Below are 20111 nucleotides of genomic sequence, written 5' to 3'. Positions count from 1 at the left end.
ACCTAGATCGACCTCCACCACATCCGGGACCTACCCATGAAGCAAAAGACCCTTACGGTGGCGCTGGCTGCCATCATCATCGCCGGTGCAGCCGGCACCGCCCTGTCCGCCGCCGCTGGAAAGCCGGCAGTCGTACGCGCCGATACCGGCGCAACCAGCGGCAACAGCGCCGGTTACGACCGCTTCATTGTGAAATACCGCAACGGCAGCGCCGCGCAGACTGACGCCAGCCAGCTCACACGCGCCTTCGACGCCGTCGCGGCCCGTGCCGTCACCGCGCGTTCCGGATTGGCCGCGCCGCGCGCGCGCCACCTGCGCCAACTCGCCGGCAGCGGCGCCCACCTGGTGCGCCTGTCACGCAAGCTCGACCGCGTCGAAGCCGAGAACCTGATGCGTTCAATCGCGGCCGATCCGACGGTCGAATACGTCGTGCCAGATCGCCTGCGCCAGGCCACCGCGGCGCCGAACGATCCTTACTACGCTTCGTACCAGTGGCACTTCAACAACCCGGTCGGTGGGGCTGGCGTGCAGGCGGCATGGGACGCTGGCGCCACCGGCGCAGGCGTCGTGGTCGCCGTGCTCGACACCGGCGTCACCGATCATCCGGACCTGGCGGCCAACCTGCTGCCCGGCTACGACTTCATCATCGACCACGAAGTCTCGGGCCGTGACAGCGACGGCCGTGTCGCCGGCGGCGCTGACACCGGCGACTGGACGGAAGCCAACCAGTGCTACAGCGGCAGCGCGGCGCGCAGCAGTTCCTGGCACGGCAGCCACGTCAGCGGCACGATTGCCGAAGTGACCGACAACGGCGTCGGCATGGCGGGTGTCGCTCGCGACGCCAAGATCGTGCCGGTGCGCGTGCTCGGTCACTGCGGCGGCTACGACTCCGACATCAACGACGCGATCGTGTGGGCCTCCGGTGGCCACGTCGACGGCGTGCCGGACAACCAGTATCCGGCTGAAGTGATCAACATGAGCCTCGGCGGCAGCGGTGCCTGCGATGCGCCGACCCAGGCGGCGATCGACAGCGCGGTTTCGCGCGGTACCACCATTGTCGTGGCCGCGGGCAACGACAATGGCGAGGTCATGGAGCATTCGCCGGCCAACTGCCAGAACGTCATCACGGTCGGTTCCTCCGGCATCAGCGGCCGCCGGGCGAGCTACTCCAACTACGGTGCGCGCATCGACCTCTCCGCACCGGGCGGCGGCATCAACGATGGCGCCACGCAGAACGAGGGCTACATCTGGTCGACGGTGAACATGGGCACGACCGTACCCACCGTCGCCGGCTACGGCGGCATGGTCGGCACGTCGATGGCCGCTCCGCACGTCGCCGGCGTCGCAGCCATTGTGCAGAGCGCGTTGACCACGCCGAAGACCCCGGCCGAACTGGCCGCGCTGCTGAAGCAGACCGCCAGGCCGTTCCCGACCACGCCGGACCGGCCGCTGGGTGCGGGCATCGTCGACGCCGGCGCCGCGGTAATCGTGGCCAGGACCGGCGGCCAGCCGTTGTCCAACGGGATTGCCAAGACCGGCCTGCGTGGCAATGCCAACGACGGTTATGTCTACGTCTTCCCGGTTGCCGCAGGAACGTCGCGCCTCAACGTGACCACGTACGGCGGCACGGGTCAGGTCAAGCTGCTGGTCAAGAATGGCAGCGAGCCGACCACGATCAGCAACGACGCGATCTCGCAGCGTCCGGGCAACAACCAGACCATCACGCTCAACGCACCGGCCGCCGGCGCGTACTACGTGAAGGTACTGGGCGTGAGTGCGTTCAGCGGTGTTTCGCTGAAGGCGGCGACGCAATAAGTGGCACAGGGCTGCGGCCGGTCCAGGCGACTGGCCGCAGCGAACCCGCGGCCTGAAGCCGTGATGGTTGCGTGAAAGTGCGATGTGGGGCGGCATCATGCGTTGACGATGCCGCTCCGCTGGGGTTTGCTCTGCCGCAGCATCCTCGCTGCGGCTCCATGCAGCGGTCCCCTTTTGTTGGCCCGGAGCCACGATGTCGCGTATTTCCCTCCTGCTTTCCTGCCTCGTCCTGTGCCTGTCAGGAGTGCTCGGCATCCCCGAGGTGTCCGCGCAGACCGCGCCGACCCTGGTCGACGCCAAGGAGAAGGGGCCCACGGCCATCCCGGTCGCCGACATCCCGATCCGCGCCGACGACGACGAACGCTTCTCCCAGGACGTCATCGCGCGCGCGGGGACGCAGGATCTGAGCAAGGATCTCGCGCCGCGCCTGGACACCATCGAGCGTTCGGTCAACGAGAAGGCCAAGCTGTTCGTCTCCAAGGACCTGCGCACGCTTCCGGTCATGCGCCTGGAAAGCCTCGACCGTCACTGGAAGTTCGACGCCCGCCAGTACGCGCGCTGGCAGTCCGACCTGCGCCAGGCCAGCGCACCGTTCGGTGAGGACGCCGCCGAGCTCGCGCGTCGCCGCGCCGACTGGGACGCCACCAAGGTCGCCGCCCAGGCAGGCAGCCTGGCCACTGCGCTGGATGACCGGATCGGTTCGGTGGTCGCCCGCCTCAAGCAGGCCGAACAGGCACTGTCCTCGCCGCTGGAGAAGCAGATCGCGCTGGGCCGTCGTGGCAATGCCGTGCAGGCGCGGATCCAGGCCGGGCAGAAGGGCGTCAACGCCGCCATCGACTACATCGACAGCCGCCTGGTCAAGCTGGATGCACCGCCGCTGTGGGCCGCACAGGACACGCAGCGCGACTCCGAGTCTGCGCTCGACTCGATCCGCACCGGTCTGGAAATCGAGAGCCGTTTTGTCACCCAGTACACCGCAGCCGACCTGGGCAACCAGCGGGCGCTGCATTGGCTGCAGATGTTGTTGCTGCCATTGCTGATCTGGCTGGGATTGCGGGCGCGCAAACGCGCACCGACCGGACTGGAAAACGCGGCCTCCGAGAGGGTGCTGCGACGGCCGCTGTCGTCATGGATCCTGCTGTCGATGATGGGCGTGCTCGTGTTCGAGCCCGATGCGCCGCTGCTGGCGCACCAGATCGCGATGCTGGTGGCGCTGGTGCCGGTGCTGCGCCTGCTGCCGCCGGACAGCAAGCGCCTGCTGGGCCCCTGGCCCTTTGTCGCCACGGGCCTGTACCTGCTCGAGCGCCTGGGCTTCGTCTTCCTCGCAAGCACGTTGATGTATCGCTGGTACTACTTTGGCCTGACGTTGCTGGCGCTGGTGTTCATGCTGTGGTTGCTTTGGCGTTCGCGCCGGCCGCTGCCCCAGTCAGATCCGGCGGCGCGGATGAGCCGCATCATCCATGGCATCGCCTGGGGCGCCACATTCCTGCTGGCGGCATCGGCGGTGTCGAACATCGTCGGCAATGTGTCGCTGGCGGAAATGCTGACTGCCGGCGTCGTCGACAGCGGCTACCTGGGCCTGGTGCTGCATGCCGCCGTCACCGTGTTCAACACGCTCCTGCAGCTGTTGATCGCGCATCGCAGCAGCTCGCGCTTCCGTCTCGCCCGCGAACATGCCGCGCCCATCCTGGGAGGGTTGAACAACCTGCTGAAGATCGCCGCCATCGTTGGCTGGGTGGTCTTCGCGATGAGCCGCTTCCGGATCTTCCGGCCGGTCTATGGCGTGGTCGAGTCGATCCTCACCTACTCGGTGAAGTTCGGCGAGATCTCGCTCAGCCTCGGCCACATCCTGGTGTTCGCCGTCTCGGTGTTCATCGCCTACTGGACCGCGCGCACGGTGCGCTTCCTCTTGCAGGAGCAGGTGCTGCCGAAGATGTCGCTGCCACGCGGTGTCGGAAATTCGGTGGCGTCACTGAGCTACTACGCCCTGCTGCTGATCGGCCTGTTCGTGGCGCTGGCCGCGGCCGGCTTCAAGGTCGGGCAGCTGGCGTTCCTGTTCGGCGCGCTCGGTGTCGGCATCGGTTTCGGCCTGCAGAACGTGGTCAACAATTTCGTCTCCGGCCTGATCCTGATGTTCGAACGGCCGATCCAGCCCGGCGACGTGGTCGAGATCACCGGCACCGCAGGCCGCGTGCGCGAGATCGGCATGCGCGCCACCACCATCAAGACCTTCGACGGCGCCGACGTGGTCGTGCCCAACGGCACGTTGCTGTCGGAGAAGCTGACCAACTGGACCCTGCTCGACATGAGCCGGCGGGTCGACATCGACCTGGGTGTTGGTTATGGCTCCGAGCCGTCGCAGGTGATCGCGCTGCTGACCAGGATCTGCACCGAGACCTCACACGTGGCCAAGTCGCCGGCGCCGGTGGTGCTGTTCACGGGGCTGGGCGCCAGCTCGCTGAACTTCGCCATCCGCGCCTGGACCTACGACTTCGACAACTGGACCAGCATCCGCAGCGAACTGCTCACGCGCGTGCATGCGGCACTGCGCGATGCCGGCATCGAGATGCCGTTCCCGCAGCAGGACGTGCACCTGCGCAGCATGTCGAAGGAGGTGAGTGCCTTGCTCATGCAATCGGCCCCGAACCGATCGGGCGATGCCACGGGCGGCGATGCCGAAGATGGAGAACCGAGCCCGGCCGGGTGAGCAGACCCGTCATGTCAATAGCCGTTATTGCGGATAATGCATGCGAAACAGCATGGTTCCGTTCTCCTCACCAGCCATTACCGATCTGAATGGTTCCGATTGGAACAAGTGATTTCTCTTCGCCTCCTGGCCCCCCGATGCTCCTGACTCCCCAGCACAGAGCCAGGACGCCACATGAGACATGGAACGCGCACGACCCTTGCATTGCTTGCGTTGATGCCGGCAGCTTTCATCCAGACGACAAGCGCGCAATCGTTCCTCACGCAAGACAACGGCGCCAGGGTTGGCGACAACCAGAACTCCCAGACCGCCGGCGCGACGGGTCCTGCGCTGTTGCAGGATGTGCAGCTGGTGCAGAAGCTGCAGCGTTTCGACCGTGAGCGCATTCCCGAGCGCGTGGTCCACGCCCGCGGCACCGGCGCCCATGGCGAGTTCGTGGCGACGCAGGACCTCTCCGCGCTGAGCAAGGCGCAGGTGTTCCGCCCAGGCGCGAAGACGCCGGTGTTCGTCCGCTTCTCGTCGGTCGTGCACGGCAACCATTCGCCCGAGACCCTGCGCGATCCGCATGGCTTTGCCGTCAAGTTCTATACAGGCGAGGGCAACTGGGACCTGGTCGGCAACAACTTCCCGACCTTCTTCATCCGCGACGCGATCAAGTTCCCGGACATGGTGCATTCGGTCAAACCCGACCCGCGCACCAACCTGGACGACGACTCGCGCCGTTTCGACTTCTTCTCGCACGTGCCGGAGGCGACGCATACGCTGACCCGCCTGTACTCCAACGACGGGACCCCCGCCGGCTACCGTTTCATGGACGGCAACGGCGTGCACGCCTACAAGCTGGTCAACGCCGCCGGCGAGGTGAGTTACGTCAAGTTCCGCTGGAAATCCATGCAGGGCATCCGCAACCTCGATCCGGAACAGGTCGAGCAGGTCCAGGGGCGCGATTACAGCCAACTGACCAACGATCTGGTCTCGGCGATCAAGCGCGGCGAATATCCGCGCTGGGAGCTGATGATCCAGGTGGTGGCGCCGGCCGACCTGGCGAAGTTCGACTTCGACCCGCTCGACGCCACCAAGGTGTGGACCGGAGTTCCGGAGCGGAAGATCGGCGAGCTGGTGCTCAACCGCAACGTCGACAACGTGTTCCAGGAAACCGAGCAGGTCGCGCTTTCCCCCGCGAACCTGGTGCCGGGCATCGAGCCGTCCGAGGACCGCTTGTTGCAGGGTCGGCTGTTCGCCTATCCCGACACGCAGATCTACCGCCTGGGGGCGAGCGGACTGGCACTGCCGGTCAATCGACCGAAGATGGCCATCAACAACGTCAACCAGGACGGTTCGGGCAACTTCGGCCACACCACCACCGGCGTCAACTACGAGCCGAGCCGGTTGCAGCCGCGGCCCCAGGACGCAGGCGCGCGCCTGAGCCAGTTGCAACTGGCCGGCAGCACCCAGCAGGCGAAGATCCGGCGTGAGCAGAACTTCCGGCAGGCCGGCGAGCTGTACCGGTCCTTCAACGCGAAGGAACGCCAGGACCTGATCCGCAGCTTTGGCCAGTCGCTGGCCGGCAGCGACGAGGAGAGCAAGCACATCATTCTCTCGTTCCTGTACAAGGCCGATCCCCAGTACGGCACCGGTGTCGCCCGCGTGGCCAAGGGCGATATCGCCCGTGTCCGCGAACTGGCCTCGGCCTTGCAGGACTGAGGATGTTTCTCCTCGCGCATCGCGGCGGGCCGCGATGCGCGCCCCGACGGAGCATCACCGTGCGGACTTACCGGTTTCCCCAACTTTTCCTGGCTCTATCGCTGGTCGTGGCCAGCGGCGGCGCATGCGCACAGCCGGGCGGCTCCGGCCAGGCGCAACCAGTGCAGGCAACGCAGCTGCGCACGCAGTTGCAAGGGTATTTCTTCGACGCCGCGCGCAGCGGTCATCAGGCCATGCTCGATGAATTCATCGGCGCAGGCTACGACCTCGATGTCCGCGACGAGAAGGGATACACAGCGCTGATTCTGGCCTCCTACCATGGGCACGCGGCGGCAGTGGAACAGTTGCTCGCGGCCGGCGCAGATCCGTGTGTGCAGGACAATCGTGGAAATACCGCACTGATGGGCGCCATCTTCAAAGGCGAGCTGGCGATCGCGCGGCGCCTGTTGCGTGCCGACTGTGCGCCGGATCAACGCAATGATGCCGGCCAGACCGCCGCGATGTACGCCGCGCTGTTCCGCCGCAAGGAAGTGCTCGAGGCGCTGCGGGAAAGCGGAGCGGACATGCGCGCCGAAGATGCCGCGGGCAATTCTCCCGAACGCCTGGCCAACGGCGAGTTCGCCCCGTTCCAGGGCCACTCAGGTGGCGCTGACAACGAACGCTAGTCGTCGCCCGCCTCGTGCCAGCGGCGCGCGAACAACGCGCATGGCACGCCGACCAGCAGCATGTGCGCAAGCAGGCAGGCGACCGACCAGTCGAGCAGGAACCGCCGCGGCGGCGCGGCCGAGAACATCGGTACGGCGATGACGTGGATCAGCACGTAGCACAGCGCGCCGTAGATCGCGCCGTTGCGCAGCGGGTGCTGCAGCAGCCACGGCCGTCCGCGGCTGGCGACGTGGTAGATCGCCACGATCGCGGTCATCAGGTAGAAGTGCAGTGCGGCTCCGAACAGGGCGGTGGTGGCGCCGCCGGCGAAGGCGATGTCGCGGCCGATGATCCAGGCCGCCACCGACTGCGGGATGCGGATCGGCGAGGTGCCCAGCGGCGCCCACCAGATCATCGCGAACAGCAGGTCGAAGGCGCCGACGGTGAGGCCGCCGATCAGGATCCAGGCCCAGGCGGCCGGGCGTTCCCAGTGGGCGGCTGACGTCGAGGAGGTCGAGGAGGCGGGGTCGCGGGCGGGCGATTTCATCTTCGAATCCTGTTGGCGCGGGATTGGCCCTATGGAGCCGTGGCAAAGTGGCACTGGCAAGGTCCAATTCATCAGGCTTGAATGGGGCCAATCCGCCACGCCCTCCAGGAGGCCGGCCATGCACCTGCAACTCGACGGTCGCGGTCCGCTGCACGCGCAGCTGACGCGCGCGCTCAAGAGCGCCGTCTTTGCCGGCCGGGTCAGCCAGGGCACGCGTTTGCCGGCGACCCGCCAGCTGGCGCGTGAACTGGGCGTGTCGCGCAACACCGTGCTGGCCGCCTACGACCAGCTGCGGGCGGAAGGCTTCGTCGACGGCCGGGTCGGCTCCGGCAGTTATGTCACCCCGCCGGTGCAGTCGGCGCGGCCGCTGCATGCGGTGGATGCGCCCTTGCCGCCACAGTCGCAGTTCGCCCGCCGCGCGCGCATCGTCCACGATCACCTGCGCATTCCCGGCCGCGCCATCCCTGGCGTGCGCTACACCTTCCAGTACGGGCTACCGCTGACCAATCCGGCGCTGACCAGCGCGTGGTCGCGCGAACTGGCGCACGCCGCGGCCTACACCTCGCCAAACTATCCGCCGTCGCAGGGCGTGCTGGCGCTGCGCGAAGCGGTCTGCGACTACCTGGGCAGGCGCCGCGGCGTGCAGGCGCAGCCCGAGGACGTGATCATCGTCGATGGCACCCAGCAGGCGGTTGCCCTGACCGCGCGCGTGCTGCTCGATCCGGGCGACGAGGTCGTGCTGGAGGAGCCGCACTACTCGGCGATGCGCGAGGCGCTGCAGATTCACGGTGCGCACGTGCGCACCGTCGGCGTCGATGCGCAGGGATTGCTGTGCGACGAACTGCCGCTGCCGGCACCGAAGCTGGTCTGCGTGACGCCGTCGCACCAGTTCCCCAGCGGCGCGGTGCTGTCATTGCAGCGGCGGCTGGCGTTGATCGACTACGCCCGCCGCCACGGCAGCTGGATCCTGGAAGACGACTACGACGGCGAGTTCCGCTACGACGCGCGGCCACTGGCCGCGCTGCGCTCGCTCGACGACAGTGCCCGGGTGATCTACGTCGGCACGTTCTCGAAGGTGATGTTTCCGTCGCTGCGACTGGGTTACCTGGTGGTGCCGCCGGGCCTGCGCGGCGACTACGTCAACGCCAAGTGGCAGGACGATTTCGGATCGGCCGGGATCGAGCAGGCCGCGCTGGCGCGGTTCATCGTCGACGGCGGTTTCGAGCGGCACCTGCGCCGCACCTGGAAGACCCTGAAGGAGCGGCGCGCGGTGCTGCTCGGCGGCCTGCAGCGGTGCAGTCGCGGGCGCCTGCAGATCAACGACTCGCGCGCCGGCATGCATCTGGTGGTGTGGCTGAAGGGGCGCAATGCCGAGCAGGGCGAAGCCTTCATCGCGCGCGCCCGCAGCCTGGGGCTGGGGCTGTATTCGATTGCGCCGTATTACCTCGATCCGCCCGATCGCGCCGGCCTGCTGCTCGGCTACGGTGCGCTGTCGGTGGCCGAGATCAACGAGGCGGTGGCGCTGTTCGAGGCGTGCCTGGACGAATCCGCGTAGGTTCGCGGGGCTTGGCTTCGCAGGGCCAGGCCCTAACGGGACAGCCAGGCTGCCACGACCAGTCCGGCCGCGATCCAGGCCAGGTCGGCGGCGCCGTTGGCCAGTTGCATCAGGATCCAGGCGTGGTGGACGCCCAGGCGCATCGCCGAGTCCCAGGGTGGCAGTCCGAGCATCGCGCCCAGTTGGGTCGCGGTGATGAACCAGTTGGATGCGATCACTATCGTGGCGGTACCGGCCACGCCCGCGACGAGGCGGCCGGGGCCGGGACGCCATCCGCCCAGGCGCAGCATCCAGGCGATGTCGAGTGCGCCCAGCACCGCCATCCAGCCGTTCTGGCGACCGCTATAGAGGCTGAGCAGGACCCATACCGCGGCGAACCCGCAGGCGCCCAGTAGCAGCAACAACCACGAAAACCACGAGGCGCGGCGGGCAGGCGGGGCGGGTGGGGTCATCGACTACTCAGGGGGACGTTCAATGCAACAGCATAGCCGGGAGGCCGGGGACGTTGCTCGCGGCCGGCGGCTCTCTCGCCTGCCTTGTCGGGGTACATGACCGGGATTGCCCATCCCGGTGGCTCAACCCCGGTAGAATCGCTGCCCTTGTGCCAGCCTCCGGCACCCCCAATCTCTCCGGCATGTATTCCCGCAGCAGCGAACCCGTCCGTTTCGAGCGCGATTGCGCCGTTGTCATGGTCCCGCAAGGTGAGCAGTTGACGTTGCCCGCGGGCAGCATCGGCTACATCACGCAGGGGCTTGGCGGCAGCTACACCGTGTTTGTCGAAGGCAATCTGTTCCGCGTCGCGGGACGGGATGCCGATGCCATCGGCAAGGAGCCGCCGGAGCCGTTGGAGTTGCCCGAGGGCGCCGACGATGAGGCGGTCGAGCAGTTGGTGTGGCGCCAGTTGCGCACGTGCTTCGATCCGGAGATTCCGATCAACGTGGTCGATCTGGGCCTGGTCTACGAGGCCAGCATCCAGGCGCATCCGGAGCAGGCGGGCAAGCGCCGGGTCGAGGTGCGCATGACCCTGACCGCGCCGGCCTGTGGCATGGGTGACATCCTGGTCGCCGATGTGCGCGACAAGCTCGAGATGATCCCGACGGTGGCCGAGGCGGATGTCGAGCTGGTGTTCGATCCGCCGTGGAATCGCAACATGATGTCGGAAGCGGCTCGCCTCGAAACCGGGATGTTCTGAGTTGCTTCTGCTGCTTTTGCGCTGAGGCTTCCGGTTGGGCGTCGTCCGCCGGGTCGGGGATTGCTCCGCCCCTTAGTCGGACATCCTTGTCCGATGCGGGGCGCGGGACATCCATGTCCCGCTGCTCCGCAATCCCCGACCCGACGGACGACGCTCCGGCCCCTCATTTCGCGGTCTCCGTCCCTGGACCCGTCATTCCCGCGAAGGCGGGAATCCATGGACGTTCGCTCCATTTTTCTGAACACGCGCCTCGAGAAGCTGAACGCGATGACGTTCGCATTTCCGCGACTGTGCCAACCCTGTTCACTCGATTGGCGGTAGGGGGGTGGGGTATTGCTGCGTTGAGCTGGTTTGAGAGCGGAGGGGGCTGCTCTCGACCTCGTCGCAGCCGTTGGCGGGCGGGGTGCAAGGCCCGACAGCGCGCATTCCTCGCCGTCCCCGCGCCAGATGGGGCTCCACGCCCCGGTACCGGTGGCCGCGTGCGTGCGTGATGCCCGGGTCGGCCGCAGCCCGCCTGCGGTCGTGGTTGTTGGCAGCAAACGGTCGCCACCTCGACGTGGCGAACCGCCGAACGTGCCCGGCCCCGGGGTGGTGATTCGCAGCGATCCGTTCGCGGCGAGGCGATCGCATCGGCAGGCCGGACCCGACCATCACGAAGTTCCTGACTTTTGGGGGTTCCATCCGATGTCGAATCGTCTCCCGCGTCGCATCCGCATGCACGCACTCTCCGTCGCCACTGTCGTGGCCATTTCGGCCACGTTCGCCGCACCGGCCCTGGCCCAGCAGGCCCGCATCAACCTCTCCGGCCTGCAGGCCGACAACGGCGGCAACGACCGTTTCATCGTCAAGTACAAGGACGGCAGCGCCGCCCAGACCAACGCTGCCACCATGCGCAGTGCGATCGGTTCGGCCGGCAAGTCGTTCGGCCTGACCCACATCCGTCGCATCGCCACCGGTGCCGACGTGGTCCGCGCCGCGCGCAAGCTCGACCGCGTCGAGGCCGAGACGCTGATGCGCCAGATCGCCGCCGATCCGAGCGTGGAATATGTCGAAGTCGACAAGCTCAACAAGGCGCTGCTCACGCCCAACGACACGCGCTACAGCGAGCAGTGGGGCTATTCGGGCACCTACGGCATCAAGGCCAACCTGGCCTGGGATGTCACCAACGGCAGCGGCGCGGTGGTCGCGGTGCTCGACACCGGCATCACCAGCCACAGCGACCTGAGCGCCAACATCCTGCCCGGCTACGACTTCATCATCGACACCGCTGTGTCCAACGATGGCAACGGCCGCGACAGCGATCCCAGCGATCCGGGCGACTGGGTCACCGCCAACCAGTGCGGTGGCACCCACGCGGCGCAGAACTCCAGCTGGCACGGCACCCACGTCGCCGGCACCATCGCCGCGGTGACCAACAACGCCAAGGGCGTTGCCGGCATTGCCCATGGCGCCAAGATCGTCCCGGTGCGCGTGCTCGGCACCTGCGGCGGTTATGACTCCGACATCGCCGACGCGATCACCTGGGCGTCCGGAGGCACGGTCAGTGGCGTGCCCGCCAATGCCAACCCGGCCGAGGTCATCAACCTCAGCCTTGGCGGCAGCGGCGCCTGCGGCACCACCACGCAGACGGCGATCAATGGCGCGGTCGGTCGCGGCACCACCCTGGTCATCGCCGCCGGCAACGACAACACCAATGTCTCCAATGCCTCGCCGGCGAACTGCAACAACGTCATCGCGGTGGCTTCGATCACCAGCACCGGTGCGCGTTCGAGCTTCTCAAACTACGGTTCGCTGATCGACATCGCCGCGCCGGGCTCGAACATCCTGTCCACCCTCAACAGTGGCGCCACCACGCCGGGCGCCGAGACCTACGCGTCCTACAACGGCACCTCGATGGCGACACCGCACGTTGCCGCCGTGGTCGCGTTGATCCAGTCGGTGGCGACCACGCCGAAGACGCCGGCGCAGGTCGAGGCGCTGATCAAGGGCAACGTCACCGCGTTCCCGTCGACGCCGTCGCAGCCGATCGGCCCGGGCATCCTCAATGCCAAGGCCGTCGTCGACGCCACCAACGGCACCACGCCGCCGCCGACCACGACCCCGCTGACCAACGGCGTGGCCGTGACCGGTGTCAGCGGCGCCGCCAGCAGCGACAAGCTGTACTCGCTCGACGTTCCGGCCGGCGCCACCGGCCTGAAGTTCGTCACCAGCGGTGGCACCGGCGATGCCGACCTGTACGTCAAGTTCGGCAGCGCCCCGACCACCACCACGTACGACTGCAAGTCCGAAACCAGCACCAATGCCGAGACCTGCAACATCGCCACGGCGCAGGCCGGCAAGTACTACGTGCTGGTGCGTGGCTATGCGGCGTACTCGGGCCTGTCGCTGACCGGCAGCTACACCACTGGCGGTGGCGGCGGCACGCAGACCTACAGCAACACCGCCGACTTCACGATCAACGACAACGCCACCGTCGACAGCCCGATCGCGGTGTCGGGCCGGACCGGCAACGCCCCGAGCAATGCCTCGGTGACGGTCGCGATCGTGCACACCTACCAGGGCGACCTGAAGGTGGACCTGGTCGCGCCGGACGGCTCGCTCTACAACATCCACAACCGCACCGGCGGCAGCGCCGACAACGTCAACAAGACGGTCACGCTGAACTTGTCCAGCGAACCGCTCAACGGCACGTGGAAGCTGCGCGTCAACGACAATGCCGGCGGCGACGTGGGCTACATCAACAGTTGGAGCGTGACGTTCTGATACGGGCACGCGCATTCACCGCGCCACGCCTGAGCGCCCCGGCAATTGCCGGGGCGTTTCAATTTGGCGGATCGATGCACGGAGGCGTCCCCACTGTCGACTCATTCGCAGGTACGCTTCGCAGGTTTGCGCGTGAAGAAATCGCGCCCTTTCAAATCAGGGCGGGCCAGTCTTCGAAGGTGGGCCAATTCGCACCCAGTTGAGGGCGATTGAGCTGACAGGTATTCCCCGGCAGAACCCCTGCGAGGCTGCAGCCCGCTGCCTCCTGGGGTAGTTGCCTGGATTTGCGGAGTCCGCACACAACAAAGGAATGCCAGATGGACATCCGACGTCCGAACCTGTTCCGCGCACACCTGCTATGCACTGCCGCAGCAATCGTTCTGTTCGCCATCGCCGCTCCTGCGTCGGCTCAACAGGCACGCATGAACGTTTCCGGCATGCAGGCCGAGGGCGGCTACGACCGTTTGATCGTCAAATACCAGGACGACAGCGACGCCTACCGCGATGGTGCCCTGATGCGCAGGTCGCTGGATCGCGCCGCCACGACCTTTGGCCGCAGCAGAGCGATAGACCTTCAGCATCTTCGCCGCACCGCGACGGGTGCAGAAGTGATCCGCGTCGATCGCAAGCTGGACCGTGTCGAAATGCAGGCGCTGATGCGACAGATTGGCGCCGATCCGAGCGTCGAGTATGTCGAGATCGACCAGGTGAACCAGGCGCAGATCGTCCCCGACGACCCCCGATACAGCGAGCAGTGGGGACTCTCCGGTGCCCCTGGCATCAGGGCCAACCAGGCCTGGGACGTCACCAGCGGCAGCGGCACGGTAGTGGCGGTGCTCGACACCGGCATCGTCGATCACAGCGATCTCGACGCGAACGTGCTGCCCGGCTACGACTTCATCGCCGATATCCGTGTGTCCAACGATGGCGACGGACGCGACAGCGATGCCAGCGACCCCGGAGACTGGATCAGCGCCAACCAGTGCGGTGGCATCCATCGCGCACGGGCCTCGAGCTGGCACGGCACGCACGTCGCCGGCACGATTGCCGCGGTGACGAACAACGCCCGCGGCGTCGCCGGTGTCGCCCATGGCGCCAGGATCGTCCCGGTTCGTGTACTGGGCACGTGCGGCGGGTTCGACTCCGACATCACCGACGCCATCATCTGGGCTTCCGGCGGCGCTGTCAGTGGCGTTCCCGTCAATGCCAATCCAGCCGAAGTCATCAACCTCAGTCTTGGCGACGTCGCCGATTGCGGATTCACCTTCCAGCGCGCCATTGATGAAGCAGTCGGCCGTGGCACCACGATCGTCACGGGAGCCAACAATGTTTCATCCGACGTCGCCGGTTTCAGGCCAGCCAACTGCAACAACGTCATCGTCGTGGCTGCGGTTACCGACACTGGCGCACGCGCGAGCTTCTCCAACCATGGCTCGATGATCGACATCGCAGCACCCGGCTCAGGCATCGTGTCCACGGCCAACAGCGGCGCCACCACGCCGGGCACGGAGACCTACACGTCGTACAACGGCACTTCGACGGCAGCGCCACATGTTTCCGGCGTGGCTGCACTGATCCAGTCGGTGGCCACCACGCCAAGGACACCGGCGCAGGTCGAGGCGCTCATCAAAGGCAACGTCACGGCGTTCCCGTCGACACCGTCGCGACCTGTTGGTCCGGGCATCCTCAGCGCAAAGGCGGCCGTCGATGCGGCCAACGGCCCCACGCCATCGACGGCCGCCACCGGGCTCGACAACGGCGTGGTCGCAACCCGCATCAGCGGCTCGGTCAACAGCGAACAGATGTACTCGCTGTACGTCCCTGCGGGAGCTTCGGGCCTGAGGTTCACCACCAGGGATGGTGTCGGCGATGCCGACCTGTACGTCAGGTTTGGCGGTGTGCCGACACCCGCTACGTACGACTGCAGATCCGCCAGCGAGGGCAACAACGAGACGTGCGACATCGCGGCGACCAAGGACGGAACGTACTACGTGCTGCTTCGTGGAAACAGCGCCTTTGGAGCCGTTTCGTTGACCGGCAGCTACAGCGGCGGCGGTGCGCAGACCTACAGAAACAACGCCGACTATCCGATCTACGATCACGCCAGCTCCAGCAGCCCGATCACGGTGTCATCCCGCTGGGGGGGCGGCCCGAAGAATGCCTCGGTGACGTTCGATATCGAGCACACCTACCAGGGTGACCTGAGGGTGCAACTGTTGGCGCCGGACGGCTCGATCTACGACCTCCACGAACGCAACGGCAGCCATGTCGACAACCTCAGCAAGACGGTTTCGCTGAATCTGTCCAGGCAAGCGATCAAGGGAACCTGGATGCTGCGCGTGTACGACAACGCCGGAGGCGACGTGGGTTATCTCAAGGGCTGGAGCATGACGTTGTGATCTGGTCCGGTCTGACCTGCGGCGGCGTGCAGATGCGCGCGGCGCCGTCTGCAACCGGGCCGATGTTGTTGCGCGCGAGGGCACTTCGTCTGCGCAGTGTTGCGCAGCTGGCGAACCGAAGTACATTCGCCCGTAGCGGTGTGGGGCCGCGCTTTCCCGACTGGTGCGTCGCACCGGTCGGGACCGGCCACCACGCAATCGCTGCCCGACGGGACATCGTTCCTTCCGATTCCGACCTGTGTGATGACCGGCGATACCGCAGCGCGCTGCGGTGCCGATGACTGTCTTGCGTCCAGCTGCGCGCCTCAAGCCTGGCGGCGGCTGTCATTTCGCAGTTCGAACCTGGGGATTCCCATGATGTCTGTCCAACCACCACGTTCCATCCGCGTGCGATCGCTGTTCGCGACCATGGCCGTCGCCCTGTCGGCGGCCACCACGCCGGCGTCTGCTCAGCAGGCCCGCGTCAACCTTTCCGGCATGGAAGCAGGCTGGAACTACGACCGTTTCATCGTCAAATACCGCGACGGCAGTGCCGCCCAGGCGGATCCGGACGCCATGACGCGCTCGCTCGAGTCCGCCTCGCAGCGGCGAGGGCGCAGGGGCGGCAAGGGCATCGCGCTCAGGCACGTTCGGCGCATCGCCACCGGCGCCGAAGTGGTCAGTTCCAGCCGCCAGCTGGATCGGGCCGAGGCGGCCTCGCTGATGCGCCAGATCGCCAGCGACCCGGGCGTGGAATACGTCGAGGTCGATCACCTCAACCAGCCGACCCGGGAACCCGACGACCCGCGCTACCGGATGCAGTGGGGGCTGGGCGGCCGCAACGGAATCCACGCCGACAAGGCGTGGCGCCTCAATGACGGCGGCGGCGCCGTAGTCGCGGTGCTCGATACCGGCATCACCCGCCACAGCGACCTCGATGAGAACGTCATCGCCGGGTACGACTTCATCAGCAGTACCCGGATGTCCAACGACGGCGACGGCCGCGACAGCGATCCTTCCGACCCGGGCAACTGGCGCAGCGAAGGTCAGTGCGGCAAGGCAGACCCGGCGCGACACTCCAACTGGCACGGCACCCACGTCGCGGGCACCATCGACGCGGTAACCGACAACGCCAAGGGCGTGGCCGGCGTTGCGCACGGCGCCTGGATCGTTCCGGTGCGCGTACTGGGCACTTGTGGCGGTCACGACTCAGACGTTGCCGATGCGATCGTCTGGGCCTCGGGCGGCGCCGTCCACGGCGTGCCGGCCAACGCCAACCCGGCCGAAGTCATCAACCTGAGCCTGGGCCATCGAGGAACCTGCGGCGCCACGATGCAACGTGCGATCAACCGGGCCGTCGGCCGCGGCACGACCGTGGTCGCCGCCGCCGGCAACGATGGCGAGGATGTGGCCGGCCACTCGCCAGCCGGCTGCAAGAACGTGATAGCCGTGGCTGCGACCACGCGGCTGGGTCGGCGCGCACTGTTCTCGAACTACGGAGCCGGGATCGACGTTGCCGCACCGGGCGTGGCCATCCTGTCGACCCTCAACAGCGGCAGGACCGGGCCCGAAGCCGAAAGCTACGGCTTCTCGAGCGGGACTTCCATGGCGGCGCCGCATGTGACCGGCGTGGTGGCGTTGATCCAGTCCGTGGCGCCCACGCCCAGATCGCCGGCCGAAATCGAGGCGTTGCTGAAGTCCACGGCCTCGGCCGCGAAGACGCGACAGTCGAAGCCAATCGGGGCGGGCATCGTCAACGCGATCGCCGCGCAGGATGCGACGATTCCGCCGCTGCCTCCGGTCGGCCCGCCGGAACCGGAGCAGACCCATCAGCCCTGAGTCCCGCGCAAAAAAACGCCCCGGCTTTGACCGGGGCGCTCTTGTGTCCCGCGACTGCCGGATCAGTTCGCTTCGAAGCGATTGGCAGCCACGTTCTTGCGGACCTTCGTCGGGTCCCAGATGCGGCCGTTCATGGCGATGTAGACACCCGGCGGCAGCGACTGCACCGCGCCGACCGCGCAGCCCACATTGAACTCGGCATCGGAACCGCGGAAGCGGGCCGGGCTCAGCGCGCCGGTCAGGACGATGGTCTTGTCGCCCAGGCTCGACAGCACCCTGGCGGTCTCGACCATCGTATCGGTGCCATGGGTGAGCAGGATGTGGCGCGTGGGCTGGGCGGCGATGGTGGCGCGGATCAGCTCGCGGTCCTCGGCGGTGATGTGCAGCGAATCCTTGCGCAGGATCGGGATCACGTTGAACTGGAAGGCGACGCCCAGCTCGCGCAGGATCCCGCCGATCTGCGGCTCACCGATCTGGTAGTCCGACTTGTCGTCGAAGTAGATCTTGTCGATCGTGCCGCCGGTGGTGACGATGCAGAGCTGATCCATCGTGTGATGCGCGCGCAGGGGGAGGTGGCCGCGATTATACGGCCGCAGTCCGATCGCCACGCGAGCGCCGCCCTGGCGCCGGCAGGCGCTGTCAGCTCGCCCCCCTGGGCATTCAGCGCTTGCGGGCGAAACGCGCGCGCAGGCCGGGGAAGTTGCCGGCGAAGATGATCACCAGCGCCAGCACGATCTCGGCGATGGCGTGGCCGCGTTCCTCCGGCCGCGACCAGGCCACCATCACGCCGTGGCTGAACCAGCCCAGAGCGAACACGCCGGCCCAGAACGCGGCCTTGCGGCTGCCCCGCAGTGCCGCCGCCGCCAGCAGCACCGGCGGCAGCGCGAACACGGCCAGGGCTGCCCGCGGCGATGGCTGCGGCGCAAACCAGGCCACGAACACCGCCGCCAGCGCCAGCAGCGCGGCAATCAACACCTGCCGCGCGCTCATGCGGCCACCTTCGCGACCAGCGTCGCCAGGCGGCGGCCCAGGGCACGGGCCAGCTGCGCTTCCTCGTCGCTGGGCTGCGGGTCGTCGGCGCTGCCGGCGACATGGCTGGCGCCGTAGGGCGTGCCACCGCTGCGCGTGGTGGTCAGCGCCGGCTCGGTGTACGGAATGCCAACCAGAACGCAGCCGTGGTGCAGCAAGGGCACCATCATGGTCAGCAGGGTCGACTCCTGGCCGCCATGCATGGTTGCGGTGGAGGTGAACACCGCGGCGGGCTTGTCGACCAGCGTGCCGCTGGCCCACTCCGCGCCGAGGCCGTCGAACCAATGCTTGACCGGCGCGGCCATGTTGCCGAAGCGGGTCGGGCTGCCCAGTGCGATGCCGGCGCATTCGACCAGGTCGCGCGCCTCGACATAGGGTGCGCCGTCCTCCGGCACCGGCGGCGCCGCGGTCTGCGTGACCGCAGCCACCGGCGGCACGGTGCGGATGCGTGCGCTGACGCCCTCGACCTCGCCGATGCCGCGTGCGATGTGCCGCGCCAGACGCGCCACCGAACCGCCGCGGCTGTAATAGAGCACCAGAATCTCGGTCATCGCATTGCTTCGTGAGGCGGGCATCCCGTAAGCCGGGAAGGATAGAGGATGTGGCGACTGGGCGTGACCTGCGGCGCCACATAACCCCGTGCTCCCCGCGCATCGGTTACCCTCCGCCCGATGGAGCCGCTGAACACCTTGAACCGCTGGGGCGAGCGCGCGCGTGACCGCGCACGCGCGGGCACCTTCTTCCGCTTCCTCGCCAAACGCTTCCTCGACGACAACCTGTTCCAGGCCGCCGGCGCCCTGTCGTACACGACCGTGTTCGCGCTGGTGCCGCTGTCGATGGTGGTGTTCGGCGTGCTGTCGGCGTTCCCCGTATTCGGCGAGTGGAGCGATCGCCTCAGCGATTACATCTTCTCCAACTTCGTGCCCAGTGCGGCGCGCTCGGTCGAGTCCTACCTCAAGCAGTTCTCGGCCAACGCCGGCCAGCTCACCGCCGCCGGCGTGATCGCCCTGGTGGTGTCGCTGCTGATCACCCTCAACGGCGTGGAGGCCACCTTCAACCGGATCTGGCGGGTCAAGAGCGGCCGGCCGAAGGTCGGGCGCTTCCTGGTCTACTGGACCGTGCTGACCCTGGGCGCGCTGATGGCCGCGGCGAGCCTGGCAATCTCGGCACGGTTCTTCGCCATGTCGGTCTTCGAGACCGAAGCCGGGCACATGCTGCAGCGGCTGCTGCTGCGCCTGGCGCCGATCGCGATCGAACTGCTTGCCTTCGCCGCGATCTACCGGGTGGTGCCGCACCGCACGATCCAGTGGCGGCACGCCATCGCCGGCGCGATGCTGGCCACGTTCCTGTTCGAATCGGTGAAGTGGGGCATCGGCCTGTACCTGGGCAACTTCGGGTCCTACTCGAAGATCTACGGCACGCTCGCCTTCGTGCCGATCTTCCTGCTGTGGATCTACCTGAGCTGGATCGCAATCCTGCTGGGCGCGTCGCTGGCCTCGTCGATGTCGGCGTTCCGCTACCAGCCCGCCAGCATGCGCCTGCCGCTGGGCCACGAAATCTATGGCTTGCTGCGCCTGCTCGGTCGCTTCAACGACGCGCGCAGGAAGGGCGGCGGCCTGCACATCGACGACATCGAGCAGCTCGAGCCGATGCTGACCGATGCGCTGGTGCAGCAGATGCTCGCCCAGCTCGACCAGATCAATGTCGTGCGCCGCGCCGAGGACGGCGAGTGGCTGCTCACCCGCGACCTCGACGAACTCACCCTGGCCGAACTGTACGAGGCCTGCCAGCTGCGCATCCCGATCGCCGAGGCGGTGCTGCCGTGCCGCGAGGATGCACTGGGACGCTCGGCCATCGCCGTTCTCGATGAACTGCGCATTCCCCTGCGCGAGCTGCTCAAGCGCCGCGCCTCCACCATCCATTCCGAAGAGGTCTAG

Annotated in this window: 15 protein-coding genes and 2 pseudogenes; 12 read left to right on the top strand and 5 right to left on the bottom strand. The window is 67.3% G+C overall.

Translation table 11 applies throughout. The features are described from left to right. Window positions 1-36 precede the first annotated feature (36 nt). From AC1DER_RS06135 to AC1DER_RS06120, 4 genes are all read left to right on the top strand, one after another. A complete protein-coding gene (locus AC1DER_RS06135) occupies window positions 37-1815 on the top strand; it encodes a S8 family peptidase (RefSeq protein WP_477247716.1) in 1779 nt (592 codons plus the stop codon). A 193-nt stretch (window positions 1816-2008) separates the two neighbouring features. After that, window positions 2009-4522, top strand: a complete 2514-nt coding sequence (locus AC1DER_RS06130) for a mechanosensitive ion channel domain-containing protein (protein ID WP_477247714.1) — start codon at window positions 2009-2011, stop codon at window positions 4520-4522. Window positions 4523-4738: 216 nt separating this feature from the next. Then, window positions 4739-6226 carry a catalase gene (locus AC1DER_RS06125; protein ID WP_477247752.1) on the top strand — a complete coding sequence of 496 codons (1488 nt, stop codon included), beginning with the start codon at window positions 4739-4741 and terminating at the stop codon, window positions 6224-6226. Between the two features lie 2 nt (window positions 6227-6228). Further along, on the top strand, window positions 6229-6891 hold the full coding sequence (locus AC1DER_RS06120; protein WP_477247712.1) for an ankyrin repeat domain-containing protein: 663 nt from the start codon (window positions 6229-6231) through the stop codon (window positions 6889-6891). Here the strand turns inward: AC1DER_RS06120 and AC1DER_RS06115 are convergent. Beyond that, window positions 6888-7418: a hypothetical protein gene (locus AC1DER_RS06115; protein ID WP_477247710.1), complete on the bottom strand. Its 531-nt coding sequence runs from the start codon at window positions 7416-7418 to the stop codon at window positions 6888-6890. The genes AC1DER_RS06120 and AC1DER_RS06115 overlap by 4 nt on opposite strands. 118 nt (window positions 7419-7536) lie before the next feature. On the opposite strand from AC1DER_RS06115, the gene pdxR reads away from it, so the two are divergent. After that, window positions 7537-8973 (top strand): MocR-like pyridoxine biosynthesis transcription factor PdxR, encoded by a 1437-nt coding sequence (gene pdxR, locus AC1DER_RS06110; RefSeq protein ID WP_477247708.1) that lies wholly within the window; start codon window positions 7537-7539, stop codon window positions 8971-8973. A gap of 32 nt (window positions 8974-9005) precedes the next feature. Here pdxR and AC1DER_RS06105 read toward each other — a convergent pair whose 3' ends face one another. Beyond that, window positions 9006-9425, bottom strand: a complete 420-nt coding sequence (locus AC1DER_RS06105; protein ID WP_477247706.1) for a hypothetical protein — start codon at window positions 9423-9425, stop codon at window positions 9006-9008. Between the two features lie 182 nt (window positions 9426-9607). On the opposite strand from AC1DER_RS06105, the gene sufT reads away from it, so the two are divergent. From sufT to AC1DER_RS06075, 6 genes and pseudogenes are all read left to right on the top strand, one after another. Then, a complete protein-coding gene (gene sufT / locus AC1DER_RS06100) occupies window positions 9608-10165 on the top strand; it encodes a putative Fe-S cluster assembly protein SufT (RefSeq protein WP_441817717.1) in 558 nt (185 codons plus the stop codon). A 684-nt stretch (window positions 10166-10849) separates the two neighbouring features. After that, a pseudogene (locus AC1DER_RS06095) lies at window positions 10850-12565 on the top strand (S8 family peptidase); the annotation flags it as partial. A 90-nt stretch (window positions 12566-12655) separates the two neighbouring features. Beyond that, window positions 12656-12928: a proprotein convertase P-domain-containing protein gene (locus AC1DER_RS06090; protein ID WP_477247750.1), complete on the top strand. Its 273-nt coding sequence runs from the start codon at window positions 12656-12658 to the stop codon at window positions 12926-12928. A 317-nt stretch (window positions 12929-13245) separates the two neighbouring features. Beyond that, window positions 13246-14973: pseudogene (locus AC1DER_RS06085) on the top strand (S8 family peptidase); the annotation flags it as partial. Window positions 14974-15054: 81 nt separating this feature from the next. Further along, the gene (locus tag AC1DER_RS06080; protein ID WP_477247748.1) at window positions 15055-15327 is read left to right on the top strand and encodes a proprotein convertase P-domain-containing protein; all 273 of its coding nucleotides are present in this window, start codon (window positions 15055-15057) and stop codon (window positions 15325-15327) included. A gap of 357 nt (window positions 15328-15684) precedes the next feature. Then, the gene (locus AC1DER_RS06075) at window positions 15685-17145 is read left to right on the top strand and encodes a S8 family peptidase (protein ID WP_477357756.1); all 1461 of its coding nucleotides are present in this window, start codon (window positions 15685-15687) and stop codon (window positions 17143-17145) included. A gap of 62 nt (window positions 17146-17207) precedes the next feature. Here AC1DER_RS06075 and AC1DER_RS06070 read toward each other — a convergent pair whose 3' ends face one another. The 3 genes from AC1DER_RS06070 to wrbA all read right to left on the bottom strand — a co-directional run bounded on the left by AC1DER_RS06070 (window position 17208) and on the right by wrbA (window position 18725). After that, a complete protein-coding gene (locus AC1DER_RS06070; RefSeq protein ID WP_477247702.1) occupies window positions 17208-17693 on the bottom strand; it encodes an asparaginase domain-containing protein in 486 nt (161 codons plus the stop codon). 112 nt (window positions 17694-17805) lie between these two features. Then, on the bottom strand, window positions 17806-18135 hold the full coding sequence (locus AC1DER_RS06065; RefSeq protein ID WP_477247700.1) for a DUF2069 domain-containing protein: 330 nt from the start codon (window positions 18133-18135) through the stop codon (window positions 17806-17808). Next, window positions 18132-18725: an NAD(P)H:quinone oxidoreductase gene (wrbA, locus tag AC1DER_RS06060; protein ID WP_477357753.1), complete on the bottom strand. Its 594-nt coding sequence runs from the start codon at window positions 18723-18725 to the stop codon at window positions 18132-18134. Before wrbA ends, AC1DER_RS06065 begins: the two co-directional genes overlap by 4 nt. Before the next feature lie 120 nt (window positions 18726-18845). Here wrbA and AC1DER_RS06055 point away from each other — a divergent pair, with 120 nt between their 5' ends. Further along, window positions 18846-20111 carry a YihY family inner membrane protein gene (locus AC1DER_RS06055; protein ID WP_477247696.1) on the top strand — a complete coding sequence of 422 codons (1266 nt, stop codon included), beginning with the start codon at window positions 18846-18848 and terminating at the stop codon, window positions 20109-20111.

It is taken from the genome of Lysobacter sp. 05T417, from assembly GCF_056396405.1.
This window is presented reverse-complemented; position numbering and strand designations above follow the sequence as displayed.

Bases quoted from the DNA above. Each gene is read 5' to 3' on its own strand.
- AC1DER_RS06115 (WP_477247710.1), bottom strand. From the start codon at position 7,418: ATGAAATCGCCCGCCCGCGACCCCGCCTCCTCGACCTCCTCGACGTCA.
- AC1DER_RS06055 (WP_477247696.1), top strand. From the start codon at position 18,846: ATGGAGCCGCTGAACACCTTGAACCGCTGGGGCGAGCGCGCGCGTGAC.
- AC1DER_RS06135 (WP_477247716.1), top strand. From the start codon at position 37: ATGAAGCAAAAGACCCTTACGGTGGCGCTGGCTGCCATCATCATCGCC.
- AC1DER_RS06120 (WP_477247712.1), top strand. From the start codon at position 6,229: ATGTTTCTCCTCGCGCATCGCGGCGGGCCGCGATGCGCGCCCCGACGG.
- sufT (WP_441817717.1), top strand. From the start codon at position 9,608: ATGTATTCCCGCAGCAGCGAACCCGTCCGTTTCGAGCGCGATTGCGCC.
- AC1DER_RS06125 (WP_477247752.1), top strand. From the start codon at position 4,739: ATGCCGGCAGCTTTCATCCAGACGACAAGCGCGCAATCGTTCCTCACG.
- wrbA (WP_477357753.1), bottom strand. From the start codon at position 18,725: ATGACCGAGATTCTGGTGCTCTATTACAGCCGCGGCGGTTCGGTGGCG.
- AC1DER_RS06070 (WP_477247702.1), bottom strand. From the start codon at position 17,693: ATGGATCAGCTCTGCATCGTCACCACCGGCGGCACGATCGACAAGATC.
- pdxR (WP_477247708.1), top strand. From the start codon at position 7,537: ATGCACCTGCAACTCGACGGTCGCGGTCCGCTGCACGCGCAGCTGACG.
- AC1DER_RS06105 (WP_477247706.1), bottom strand. From the start codon at position 9,425: ATGACCCCACCCGCCCCGCCTGCCCGCCGCGCCTCGTGGTTTTCGTGG.
- AC1DER_RS06075 (WP_477357756.1), top strand. From the start codon at position 15,685: ATGTCTGTCCAACCACCACGTTCCATCCGCGTGCGATCGCTGTTCGCG.
- AC1DER_RS06130 (WP_477247714.1), top strand. From the start codon at position 2,009: ATGTCGCGTATTTCCCTCCTGCTTTCCTGCCTCGTCCTGTGCCTGTCA.
- AC1DER_RS06065 (WP_477247700.1), bottom strand. From the start codon at position 18,135: ATGAGCGCGCGGCAGGTGTTGATTGCCGCGCTGCTGGCGCTGGCGGCG.